Origin of the sequence: Methanosarcina sp. (genome assembly GCF_028693135.1) — an archaeon.
GTDB lineage: Archaea > Halobacteriota > Methanosarcinia > Methanosarcinales > Methanosarcinaceae > Methanosarcina.
In genome coordinates this window covers 1-12,621 of record NZ_JAQUVZ010000074.1, presented here as the reverse complement: position 1 = coordinate 12,621, position 12,621 = coordinate 1, and the positions used below count along the sequence as shown (strand labels likewise).

At 41.5% G+C, this 12,621-nt stretch carries 10 protein-coding genes and 1 pseudogene; 4 read left to right on the top strand and 7 right to left on the bottom strand.

Annotated elements, in window-relative coordinates; translation table 11 throughout:
- The 6 genes from PHF18_RS17515 to PHF18_RS17490 form a co-directional block, all read right to left on the bottom strand.
- The coding region (locus tag PHF18_RS17515; protein ID WP_300104950.1) for an AMP-binding protein at nucleotides 1–462 on the bottom strand (462 nt) is incomplete at its 3' end.
- A 6-nt stretch (nucleotides 463–468) separates the two neighbouring features.
- Complete coding sequence (locus tag PHF18_RS17510; protein ID WP_300104949.1) at nucleotides 469–714, bottom strand: acyl carrier protein; 246 nt, start codon at nucleotides 712–714, stop codon at nucleotides 469–471.
- A 317-nt stretch (nucleotides 715–1,031) separates the two neighbouring features.
- Nucleotides 1,032–1,634, bottom strand: coding sequence for an indolepyruvate oxidoreductase subunit beta (locus PHF18_RS17505; protein ID WP_300104948.1), 603 nt, complete (start codon nucleotides 1,632–1,634; stop codon nucleotides 1,032–1,034).
- Nucleotides 1,631–3,433, bottom strand: coding sequence for an indolepyruvate ferredoxin oxidoreductase subunit alpha (iorA, locus tag PHF18_RS17500; RefSeq protein ID WP_300104946.1), 1,803 nt, complete (start codon nucleotides 3,431–3,433; stop codon nucleotides 1,631–1,633). Before iorA ends, PHF18_RS17505 begins: the two co-directional genes overlap by 4 nt.
- 606 nt (nucleotides 3,434–4,039) lie before the next feature.
- Complete coding sequence (locus PHF18_RS17495) at nucleotides 4,040–4,222, bottom strand: hypothetical protein (protein WP_300104945.1); 183 nt, start codon at nucleotides 4,220–4,222, stop codon at nucleotides 4,040–4,042.
- The gene (locus tag PHF18_RS17490; protein WP_300104944.1) at nucleotides 4,219–5,010 is read right to left on the bottom strand and encodes a zeta toxin family protein; all 792 of its coding nucleotides are present in this window, start codon (nucleotides 5,008–5,010) and stop codon (nucleotides 4,219–4,221) included. Before PHF18_RS17490 ends, PHF18_RS17495 begins: the two co-directional genes overlap by 4 nt.
- 339 nt (nucleotides 5,011–5,349) lie before the next feature.
- On the opposite strand from PHF18_RS17490, the gene PHF18_RS17485 reads away from it, so the two are divergent.
- The 4 genes and pseudogenes from PHF18_RS17485 to PHF18_RS18155 form a co-directional block, all read left to right on the top strand.
- Nucleotides 5,350–6,522 carry a mechanosensitive ion channel domain-containing protein gene (locus PHF18_RS17485; protein ID WP_300104943.1) on the top strand — a complete coding sequence of 391 codons (1,173 nt, stop codon included), beginning with the start codon at nucleotides 5,350–5,352 and terminating at the stop codon, nucleotides 6,520–6,522.
- A gap of 271 nt (nucleotides 6,523–6,793) precedes the next feature.
- Nucleotides 6,794–6,934 carry a hypothetical protein gene (locus tag PHF18_RS17480; RefSeq protein ID WP_300104942.1) on the top strand — a complete coding sequence of 47 codons (141 nt, stop codon included), beginning with the start codon at nucleotides 6,794–6,796 and terminating at the stop codon, nucleotides 6,932–6,934.
- 414 nt (nucleotides 6,935–7,348) lie between these two features.
- On the top strand, nucleotides 7,349–9,454 hold the full coding sequence (locus tag PHF18_RS17475; RefSeq protein ID WP_367279217.1) for a PKD domain-containing protein: 2,106 nt from the start codon (nucleotides 7,349–7,351) through the stop codon (nucleotides 9,452–9,454).
- Between the two features lie 128 nt (nucleotides 9,455–9,582).
- Nucleotides 9,583–9,627 (top strand): annotated as a pseudogene (locus PHF18_RS18155) (hypothetical protein); the annotation flags it as partial.
- A 265-nt stretch (nucleotides 9,628–9,892) separates the two neighbouring features.
- Here the strand turns inward: PHF18_RS18155 and prf1 are convergent.
- Nucleotides 9,893–11,140, bottom strand: coding sequence for a peptide chain release factor aRF-1 (gene prf1, locus PHF18_RS17470; RefSeq protein WP_300104941.1), 1,248 nt, complete (start codon nucleotides 11,138–11,140; stop codon nucleotides 9,893–9,895).
- Nucleotides 11,141–12,621 lie beyond the last annotated feature (1,481 nt).

Genomic DNA, 12,621 nt, shown 5'->3' with positions numbered 1-12,621 from the left:
TGTGCCTGATGTATAAAGCACCAGCCTCATTTCAGAGGTATTTGTTTCGGCTTTAATCTCCTTACGAAGAATCTTTACTGAAGTATCGCTGGAAACAACGATTACTGTTCCAAAACGCTCAAAAAAATTCTCCCCAAACCTCGAATACTGTGTATCTGTTGTAATTATATTGTTGACATGGGCAGAATCAAGGATTCGCTCAAGACTGAATTTGGGAAATTCTATTGGCAGAGGGATTGCAATGTTTTCTGACCTGTATACAGCCATGAGTAATTTTAAATACTGTATGCCAGATTCTGACAGTATCGCAAATCTGCAATGCTTAAAATCCATCAGAGATAAGGAAATGTCACTTATATCCTTCTCGAGACAGCTATAAGAAATTGAATTTTTGCCCTCTTCCAGGGCAATATTTTGAGGAGTTTTTCTGGCGTATTCTGTGATATACGCATCAATTCGCATATTATTTCACTTCGCCAGTTTGGTTATCAGGTCAGTGATCCCCTGTAGAGAATCAAAATTCTCCGGAGTCAGCATATCTTCAGGAATTTCGATAGAATATGTTTCACTGATATAGTCTATCAATTCAAGTAAACCGATAGAATCTATAATGCCGTTCTGAGTAAGAGAGTCACTATCTTTCAATTGAACATCCTTATCCATAAAAGAGTTAGCCATCAAATAGTCAACAATGCTATTTTTTATATGTTCCATGTGTCACTATCCCCTTTGTTTTTGGTTCGCAAATCATCGATTGTTAGTAACATACTCTATGAAAATTAAGTGTATATTAATTGAATGTTCTCTTTGTAAATATAGCCAACTCAACAATTAACTGCACTTTTATAGTGTTATTTCCAGTTTTTGCTTTTTTCATATGCGCAAATATTTCCTGTGTTGACTATAAACTAAATCACTATTTTTGATGACTATATTTTTTGCACAATTTTATGTAAGTGGGAATGTTTGAAACATTATAGATATTCAAGGTACAGTTATGGAGGAAAAGGAAAGTTTTAGCTTTCCTCTGTTTAGCTCTCCTCTACTTTTCTTCTCCCCATCTCAAAAGCCCTGACATTAATTTCAATCGTCTTCTGCGGCACAAGTGCCTTTACACTCTCAATCAAAATCTCTTTCGGAATGGGCAGGTAGCCAGAGACTGCTCCGACCATTGCAACGTTCATTGCAAGCCTGCTCCCGGCTTCAGCAGCCAGTTCATCCGCATTAAAGGCTTTGACGATATATTTTTCAGAAAGGACATCAAGGATTTCCTGGATATCGGGGTACTTTGCAAGGCCTGAGGTAACGGTCACAGGAACGATTGGCTGAGTATTTACTACAATTACTCCGCCATCTTTCAGGAAATCGAGATATCGGACTGCTTCCATGGGTTCAAGGGCAAGCAAGACGTCTGCACCTTTTTTAGGGATCATTGATCCGAGATTGGCCCCCAGCCTTATGTGATTTACAACTGAGCCTCCGCGCTGTGCCATGCCGTGGGTCTCTGCTGCCCGGATGGAGAGCCCTGAAATGACTGCGGCTTTTCCGATGATGTCCGAAGCAAGGATTGCGCCCTGCCCGCCAACTCCTGTGATCAGGAGGTCGAGTTTTTTCTCTCCTTCAATCTGGCTCATCTCTTCACCTCCTTGATAGCATCAAACTTACAGATCTGCGCGCAGACCCCACACCCGCTGCAGAGGGCAGTAATTACAGCACACTTGTTTTCCTCATCAAATTCGATTGCTGGGCAGCCGAACTTAACGCACTGCTTGCAGCCTTCGCACTTTTCGGGGTCAACGATGTACGGGAGCCGCCTGGTTCCTGCTCTCTTTACAGAGATCACACAGGGCTTTTTTGCAATAACCACAGCTGTGCCTTCAAAGTCCTTTGCGGCTTTGAAAGCTTCCTGAATCTCTTCAAGGTTGTAAGGGTCGACAACAACTACAGACCCGGCTCCCATAGCCCTGCAGAGTTCGGCAAGCGAGACCTCTACAGTTGGCTCTCCGGTAACCGTAAAGCCAACTCCGGGGTTTGGCTGGTGCCCGGTCATGGCCGTGATGCGGTTGTCGAGAATGGTGACTGTAATATTGGCTTTGTTAAAGACCGCATTCAGAAGAGAATTCATGCCTGTATGGAAAAAGGTTGAGTCCCCGATAGAACAGCAGATAGGGCGCTTTTCCCCTGCATGGTAAAGCCCCGACGCAATGCTGATGCTCGAGCCCATACAGAGCGTGGTCTCAACAGTCCCGGTCTGGATCCCGAGGGTGTAACAGCCGATATCGCTTGGGTAGATGGCATCCTTTCCAAAAACCTTTCTCATGGAATAGAAGGTTGCTCGGTGAGAGCAGCCTGCACAGAGACCAGGCGGGCGTGGGGCAAGTTCAAGAGAGATCGTTCCCTTTTCAGGTTCGACATCCAGATCAAAAGCTTTGTTCAGGGCTTCAAGGAAGGCGCTTATATCCAGTTCTCCTTCTCGTGGGACAAACCCACCTGTTTTCCCCATGATATAAACCGGAAGGCCGGCCTCCTGCGCAATCATCTTTACCTGCTCTTCCACAACAGGTTCAAGTTCTTCGAAAATAAGAACCGAATTTACGGTTTCAAGTAGTTCCAGAATAAGCTTTTTCGGGACAGGATAGGTCCCTATCTTCAGGAAAGAAGCTTCAAGCCCGAGTTCCTGCAGAGCCTCTTTTGCATAAACGGATGCAATGCCTGCACCTATTACCCCGAACGTTGCATCAGGTTTCAGTTCCAGGGAGTTCCAGGGGGATTCTGCAAGAGCATCTTCCATTGGCTGCTGGATAGCAAGGAGATGAGTATGGCGGGGGCGGGCATTCTTGGGCAGCATGACCCAGCGGTCGAGAAGTTTTTCAAAATGTGGAGCCGATTTTTCGGTAGGGATTTCTCCAAGCTCGATATCTGATTTACCGTGAGATATCCGGGTTGTGGGCCTGAAGATTACAGGGATTTCGAACTGTTCTGAAAACTCAAAAGCATATGGAAGCATATCTTTGGCTTCCTGAGGGGTCGAGGGGTCAAAACAGGGTACAAGGGCAAACTGGGCATAGCGCCGTGTATCCTGCTCGTTCTGGGAGGAGTGGCAGGAAGGGTCATCAGCCACGATGGCAATAAGCCCGCCTTTTGTCCCTGCATACGCAAGGGTCATGAAGGGGTCGGCTGCAACGTTTAACCCGACGTGTTTCATTGTCACGACAGACCTAACTCCTGCCCAGGCGGCTCCGACTGCCACTTCCATTGCCACCTTTTCGTTAACCGACCATTCTATATGATAGTCTCGTTCCTTCCGGGCCGCAAGGGTATCGATGATCTCCGAAGAAGGAGTCCCAGGGTAGCCTGTAGCTACCTGCACGCCGCCTTCTAAAAGGCCCCTGGCAATTGCCACGTTTCCAAGCATGTACTCGCGCGTAGTCATTTTATTTTCTCCAGCGTTTTAAATAATGAAAATATAATTCCTATAACATCCAAATATTTCAAGCATTTCAAACACAATTTTTATCAATAAGTCAATAAATCAAAAATCTCAGAAGGGATCGCATAGGCAAACAAAACCTGCTGTCTGCAAACTAAGTAAAACTTTTGTATTATCCAAAATAACACGATCAATAATATACTTTCGGATAATTGATCCGGATTATTTCTAATGAAGGGTTAGTTAACAGGCCTAAGAAATCACATTCTTATAATCAGATTGAGGACAGAGGGGTTCGAATGAGTTTGTTTCAAAAAGCCAGAACAACGTGAATACTTCATCCCCGTCGAGCTTGTCCGCTCGAAGAGCGGCTATTCCACAAAGACTGAACAAAAAAATATTAAAAAATAAACAACCAGAGCAGTCAGAGAAAACTCGCTTAAATTAATGAAAATATACAAAACCTGAGAAAACTTAAAATTAATGAAAATATACAAAACCTGAGAAAACTTAAACTCGACAATGATTCCGTTACAGCTTTCAAAAATTGACTAACCCTGCCGTCATTCTGAATATTTTAAGCTTTTTTTTACACTCACGGGTTATCCTTCAGTATTTTCTTCCCCCTTTTAATGCATTCTCAGGATGGGGTTTGCGCCCGAAACTGCAGCCCCGGCTAAGTGAAGCGCCATAAAAAGGGCCAACCGATGGGATTAAGGAGAGCCGCCCGCAGCCCCCACCGCCCCCCTGATCTCCCTGATCTCCCTGAATATCAAGGAATCGAGGAATCAATTCTTATCCAGAAACTCCACAAGCTTTTCAATTTCTTCAAGTTCAAGCTCGAATTCTTCGCCTTTCAGGGAGGCCTTGAAAAGCTTCCTGTCTGCAGGGATTACTGCGGCAACTTTTGAAGAATCAACAGCTTCCAGCATGTCTCCTTCAATATCTTCCTCGACCTTGTTCAGCACAAAGAAAACCCTGTTTCCGGCTTGCTCCCCGAGTTCTTCAAACTTTCTGGATAACTGGAGGGATTCGTAGGAGGGGTCAACCACTACAAGGATCGTGTCAAAGTCTTTGGCAACTCCCCGGCCGAAGTGCTCCACCCCGGCTTCCGTGTCCACGATCACGATATCACTCTCTGAGAGGTCGAGGTTTTCCAGGAACTCCCGGGTAAGTACGCCCATAGGACAGGCGCAGCCTTCCCCGAACTCGTGGATCTTGCCGATTGCCATGAGCTTTATCTTTCCCTTTTCTTCCACAAATTCCGAAGGCAGGTCGGAAAAGCTCCACCTTTCCTCAAAAAAGCGGGACTTCTGCTGGCCTGCGGCAGCCCCCGGAGCAGTAAGCCCGCCGAGGGGGGCAGTCTTTGGAGCTCTCTGCTTTTGCTTGAATCCCTGCTTTCCCCCGAAGTACTCCATTAGGTCTCTTGGGGCTGCAAGCCCGAGCTGACCGTGTAGCCCGTAGTTGGACTCATCGGTGTCGAGCACCAGCACGTTCTTTGTTTTTGCCATCTGCTTTGCCAGGAGCGCAGAAATTGTGCTTTTTCCGCTTCCGCCTTTCCCGCATACTGCGATTTTCATATTCAGTTCACCTACCACAGTAATTTATCTCACTGCCTTTAAAGTTATTTCCTGCCAGAGATGTCCTGATGAAAAAGTTTCCTTATCCGGAGGCAAAACCTGACACTTCCGTATGCTTCTGAGGATTTGAAGTTAATAATTTAAAGTGAATAACAGGTTTTGAAGTTAATAATATCAAGCATCAGGAATAAATTAACAGGATATAATGGGATGTAACCGGATGAATTTTTTAATTCAAGGGGATTGCGAAGGCTAAAAGAAAAAACGAACAAACTAAAGAAAATTATAGAGGGGGAAAAGAAGCTGAGTTATTTATCCCAGATTCTTGGGGACTATCTTGTGAGTATTATTACAGTTGCAGTAACCTTTTTTCTTATTTTTGCAGTTGACCGTCTTCTCGTCAGGACAAAGATAATCCACAAAGACATCAAATTCACAAAGCAGCTAATCCAGTTCATCATTCTCAGTATAGGCCTCATTTTTGTCGTGTTCAGCCTCCCTATCTCAAACCAGTACAAGGACTCTATATTAAGTCTACTGGGACTTCTGGCAGGAGCCACAATTGCCCTTTCCTCCACCACTTTCATTGCCAACGCAATGTCCGGTATCATGCTTCGGATTATAAAACCTTTCAGGACAGGAGACTACATCGAAAGTGATTCTGTCTTCGGAAGAGTTACCGACATCCACATCCTGCACACGGAAGTCCAGTCAATCGACCGGGACCTGGTGACAATCCCTAACCTTAAACTGGTTTCAAACTCTCTCAAAACAATCCGGACTTCAGGTACCATTATCTACACCTGTGTCTCCCTTGGCTATGATGTCTCCCGCAAAAAAATCGAAAAGAACCTGCTCCTTGCCGCAGAAAAAACGGGGCTTGAAACCCCATTCGTGCATGTTCTTGAACTTGGAGATTTTTCAGTCACATACAAGGTAGGAGGACTCTTAAAAAATGTGGACAGTCTGATAACGACCCGCTCTGATTTTAAAAAGGCTGTTCTGGATTCTCTTCATGAAGTTGATATCGAAATCGTTTCACCCAACTTCATGAACCAGAGAATACTGAAAGAAGGATCCGTCTTCATTCCCCCAAAAGAGCCTGTAAAATCCGAAATGGTTGAAAAGCCCCTTGAAAAGAAGCCCGAAGAAGTCATCTTTGACAAAGCGATAGAAGCTGAGATTCTGGGAAGAATAGGGTATTTCCTGGAAGTTTTAGATAAGAAGGAAAAGGAATTTGAACAGCAGATCAGCAGCGTACCTGAAGAGGATAAGAAAGCCGATTTAAAAACAAAACTGGAATTCATTAAAAGCAAAAAAGAAAACGTAAAAACCGAATTAGAAGCCATGAAAAAACAAATTGGAGAAGCCGAAGAAATAATTGAGCCGGATACGCGCTCAAGGAAACTTCAAAGCCTTAATCTGAAAGCTGACCACCTGGACATCAGGAGGAAAATGCTGGAAAAAGAATTGAAGGAAATTCTGGAAAAAGAAAATGCCGAAAAAGCTTGATGGAAAATACGTTTAAGGGGTAAATTGCTAAATCATATTTCCCCATATATCTTAGTTGCGGCAAGAAGTGAACTACCCCCCGCTAAAGCTGTGAGGCTTCCTGCTTCATACCTCGAACTACCGTTCACAAGTCCACAGGCTCTACCCTCTGTCCCAGAGGTGAAAAATTATTTAATACAAATATTTCTGTTTTCCCTGGCTTGGTTATTGCTTAGGAATTCAGTACATCGTAGAGGACTGGATAGTATTTCAAGGTTAGCAGATAACGAAAATGAGCTCGTTTACGCCATTCATCCCGCAAGCTAGAGCAAGGGGCTTTCTGCCTGTCACAAGTAAAGTCAAAGGCGGAGGTTCAGGGCCTACTTTCGTAGGAATTCATGCGTCCGAATCCCATCCCTCGCACTGTCTTTGAAGCTACTATTCTTTGATTTCAAATGCTATTCTAGTCTTTCTCCTTCCTCAGGAAGTCTTCTCGTTTTTAAATAATTTAATTCCTTACGTCAGAATATTTTTTGTTAATATAGGTAACCACGATTCCATCTTCTCCCTGGCTACCCCTTTTGGTTTTCTCATTCCCATCCCGAAGTGCATCGTATTGGATTTTTCATTTCCTTCAAATGACTTATTACACCGGTCACATAAGAGCGCCTGGAGACCACAACTGATTAACTAAAATAGCAATGTTAATATCAGTTAAACAATAATAAGAAAGTTAATTCTGGTAGAAGTATGAACTTCTTTAAATTAACTTATTGAAATCGTCTTAGAGCCTTTTGAAAATTGTTTTCGGAAGGCTCTAAGTTAAACGGGCCCATGGGGATCTCTTATGAAAAATTTAAAAACCCTTATGAAAATACTTACCCTTACTCTCTTTTGTCTTGTGTTAAGTAGCCCTGCTGCTTTGGCGTCAAACATCGTAATTGACGATGATGCTCAACCAGCTGTCTCCGGTCTTTATCTGACATCTGATTATAAGGACGACGCCGCTTGCATTCAGGCGGCGCTAGATAACTCAAAAAGTGGAGACACCATAACTATCCGCGAAGGAGACTATTATATAAAAAATCGAATATATCAAAGTAGTAAAAGTCTGAACATAATAGGCGAAGGAAAAGTAACTCTTCACATTCAAACTTCTGATAATGAATTTTACGGGATTTATTTCAGCGGATCATTGGTCACTAGCAAAAAACTGGCAGCTAACGCTAAAAAGGGTTCATCTCAAGTGGTTTTAACTGACGCTTCCCAGGTTCGCCAGAACGACTTGATTAAGATTTGGAAAACTGTTAAGTGGTGTCCTCTTGATTATCCTGATCAAATGACAGGGGAAATATATGCTGTTAAAAGTGTAAATGGAAATGTCGTCACTTTAAATCAACCACTTCTTAGAGATTATAGCTTGTCCGAGACCGTCCAAACTGAAGTATACAGACCTATTGAAATGCATATAAAGAATATAAGGCTAGAGGACACGGGTGCGACAACGTCTCATCATGGACTGGTTATGCAATATTGCAAGGACAGTTCTGTCACTAATTCCCGGTTCAGTAATAGTGGATTTGGGGCTATTTGTCTGTATTCCTGTTTTAATGTGGATGTTAATAATAATGAAATATATGACTGCCTTAAGCCCGGCAGTGGATATGGTGTAAATACAGCTAGTGGTTCGGCTTTTGTCAATATTGAACATAATCACATAGAGAATTGCAGGCATGCCATAACAGGCAATTCAGCTGAACTCAAATCTTTAAATCGAGACGTTATTATCGCCGATAACACTCTGATTGGGGCACAAATCGCCGGCTCTGATGTTGTTGATGCTCATCCAGTTACTATTAATTATATAGTCACTAGAAATAAAATATATCCGCAGCTTCCGTACTTTTTTGCGTTTCTTGACGGTACACAATACTCAGAATTTACCGAGAATGAAGTATATGGTGGATATGGGGCAGTCGTAAGACGAGGCAGTGTAAATGATGGAGTGCATATAATAAAAAATAATATTATGGATGGAATCGCCGGGGTTACGTATCAAGGAGGTGAAAATGGTATTGGAGATACTCTTATAATTACAAATAATGTTCAAAATAGTGGAGAATACGGAATCTATTTCCCATATCACGAAAGTTTCAGGAATATAATAATAAGTGGGAATACATTTAGCAATCTCCTGACTAAGGGAGTATATCAGCAGTTCCTCATAGACGGAGTAAACTTAAAAATCTCTGACAACACTTTTGAAAATATCAGAAAAGAAGGAATATATCTCGACGGAAATTCTTACACAAACGGCGAGGTCAAAATACAAAATAATAACTTAATAAATGTATATCCCTCCAGTCCAGGTTCAGAAATCACAATCAAAAACATCCAGGGGACTTCAGTTAGTGGGAACCAGGTTATCAGCGGAAACCAGAAAGTAAAAGTTCCTATTGCTGTGTTTTCGGCATCACCAGTTTCAGGAAATGCACCTCTGAAAATCACGTTTACTGACACAAGTACAAATTCGCCTACTTCGAGGGGATGGAAATTTGGAGACGGAACAAGTTCAACAGAGAAAAGCCCAACGCATACATATTCGACAGCAGGAACTTACACGGTAACGCTTACAGTAAGTAATGCGGCAGGCAGCAATACGGCAACAAAGTCCATTTATATAACAGTAGCAGGACCAACTGCACAAAAACCAGTTATAAACTGCTGGGGCTCTCCAAGAACGGGAACTGCGCCTCTTACTGTAACCTTTAAGGACAATTCTACAGGCTCGCCCACTGCATGGAACTGGAGTTTCGGAGACGGAACCTCTTCAACACTCCAGAATCCGAAGCACACATATTCAGCAGCAGGCAGTTACACGGTAAAGCTGACAGTAACCAATGCAGCAGACAGCACTTCGGTGACAAAATTCAATTATATTACAGTGACATGAACCTCTTTGCAAACTCCTATTGCAAGCTTCAACAGCAATGTTACTTCAGGGAACACACCGTTTAATGTCCTATTTACGGACACAAGTAAAGGCTCACAACCGCATGGAACTGGAACTTTGGAGACGGAACAATAAATTCAACGCTCCAGAACCCAGCTCATACCTATTCATAGCAGGAAACTATACAGTGGTACTTACTGCAAGCAATGCTGCAGGTAGCAATACCGTGACAGGGACGGCTCATGTAAAACCGCTCGAAGATTCTGAATCTGAAGAGCCTGTAGTTTCCGAAATAGAAGTATCTGACAACCGTTTGCGTGAAGCTTCCTCTGGCACCGTCTTTGTAAGGTAATACTTTTTCAATTAGTGGAATCTGTCAAATTAGAGATTTATTGGAAATCAGAGCCATCATTTTATTGATGAAATAAATGTTGGTAATTACACTCCTGTGCTATATCTGAGGATTGCAGCAATTCCGCCAAAAGCTATCATAAGTTGAGAGCCTTCGTCGAAATCTGTTGATACAAAAGCAATCCTTGCATCGCCTTTATCAGCGAGTTCTGAGAATTCACCAACGATATCAATAATATCCGTGACTTCAAGTGCAGAACCACATTCAGGACAATTTCCTGCCACAGGAACAGCTTCATTGGGTTTCCATTTTCTTGTCCGTTTATTCTCATATCTGCAAACGCTGCATTTGATAGTTATTCTTTCAGCCCGCAGGTCTTCGGAAAGTAATAGCACATCAACTGCCATTATTTCAAGATTTGCCCGTACATTGTCTTCTCCATAGGATACTTTACCAGACTCAGTAGCGAGTTCTTTAAAAAATATTTCCATGTCTTTCTTTTGCTTAAATAAGTCAATACCCTGGAGCGTATCCTCTGCCGCATTTATTAACTCAGAAAAACCTGATTCATCCGTATACCCTGTATCAAACAATCCAAGAACCTTTTTCTGAAGCTCATAATGTAGAAATTCACCTTCATTGAACTCTTCTTTAGTTGGAGAATGCCCTCCTATAAGAATGCCTTTAAGTTCAGCTGGCTCTAATTTAAGGAATGCTTCACTTGCAGCATTCCCTATTCTTTTGTAGAAATCATGAATAGCAATGCGTCTGAGTTGTTCAAAACGATGTGCACTCTGACCTCCTTTTTTTTGTTTGCCAGGGACAGTTGAGTGGAGATGCCTGATAACTTCAGTTTGCTTGCCTACAAGCATTCCGATAGTAGCTTCTCTTAAATCAAGAAGTATAAACCCATAAGTACTGCATTCTCTAAGCATTTCCTCAAGAGGCTCAAGATAATAAACGGAATCACAGTGATATATGTAATGTACAACAGGTTCCGGAGGAATAAGAGCTTCGTTCACCATGCCTGTCCTGTTAGTTCCGGTATCGACAACTCCTGTAAAATAAATTATTCCATTTTCCGGTATTTTGTTAAGATCTCTTAACTTTGCCAGCAAAGAATCAAGTGCTCCCTGTACGTTATTGCTGGTGAGTTTAGATTCAATGTTCGAAGCCTGCTCATGTTCTTCTCTCAAATGATCTGTAACATCTGAGATCTGTTTATCAGGAGGAATATAAAGGGAAATTAATTCTCTGCTCCTTCCACTTTTACTTCTTAGAGTTTCAAGCTTCTTTTTAAATACATATTTTTCATATGTACAGTATTCAGCCATGCCAGCTTCCTCCTTCTCATGCAAGATATTGAGGGATCTAAAAAAATGACATAAAACTACAATATTCATTTATTCTTTATTCTTTAAAAAAACATTTATTTGAATGGAAATTCTAAAAAACATGTTAAAAATCATACTTGCGATAGCCCAATGGTAGCTAATAACAGACAATGTCAGTAGTTCACTAATTTTTACTTTCCTTAAAACGATGTCTTCCGAGTTCTGTGTAGTTGACGGGGGCTAAGATAAATTTTCAGCATGCACCGAAGCCAGTCTGAAGGTCAGTCCCCTTAGACTACACAGTACCCAAAAGCTTATTTCCTTTACATTTTGCGGATTCACTTCTTACATTTCTGTCGGGCTTTGTATTCAAAAGAATTTTTGATTCATTCTCCGCATCCTGGTAATAAATAGAATTTTCTGTTGTTTATCTGGTAACAAACTAGAAGTCTTTGTATTCAGACTTGGGTTGAAAAAACATTATAAACTGCTAGGGCATTAATAGTAATTGGTGGTTATCGCAAAAATGCCAGAATGTAGTTTATATTAGCCTATAGACAACATATGAAGAAAGCTTTCATATCCTTTAAATACACTGTGTAATGAAATGAATGCACTTGCGCAGGAAATGCGAAACACCAGGAAAGGTGAATCAGTTTAGAAAGAATAGTATAAAGTCTATTGTTGGAGGGAGTACCAGTCCCACAACATATAGACTTATGGTTTAGGAAAGATTTCAAAACGTTGTAATAAAGTAGCATTAATAAATTGTACAGTACATGTACTTGTACTTTACGATTATGTTCGGTTCTGATAATTGCAATCAACAGAAATCTTTCCTTTAATCTTTGTATAGTAGTGAACACGTTGCATGAAGTTAAAGGAACTCATGTAGCTAAATCAAGAAAAGGAGAATAAATCATGACTAGAGTAATTCATGTTCATGCAGGATTCATGACATACCTGTTGATTGTAGTACTTATCTTCATAGCACTTTGCTTTGTAGCTCCAGATACTGCTAACGAAGTATTAATTGACCTGCACAAACTGACACTTGCGGTGAAGGTATAACTTCTTATACCTTTTTCCTTTTTTTCAGCAAACTGCTTGACCAAAAAGGTTCTGTAAATTCAGAATCACTTTGTGCGATTTTTTTGAATTACTACCTCCACCTCAATTATATTGGTATGGATAATCAATACTACTATCAAAGAATAGAAGCACATTTTCAAAGTTATCATATTTCTTTTTAATATTTACATCAAAAACTTCTCTCTACGCCCGCATGCCGCGAAGTGAGCAGATATCGGGCGGTCACTGGCAAAAAGAATAAAAAATAATCGGCAGTTGCCATATGTCAAGGGCGGTTAACTTTTTTCCATTTTGGGCGGTCTAGAATTTTCCAATCTTTTTATATAAAGTTTACTCAATTTTCTAAAATTTCTGTAGAATTATGATGTATAAATCCTGTTTTTATACCC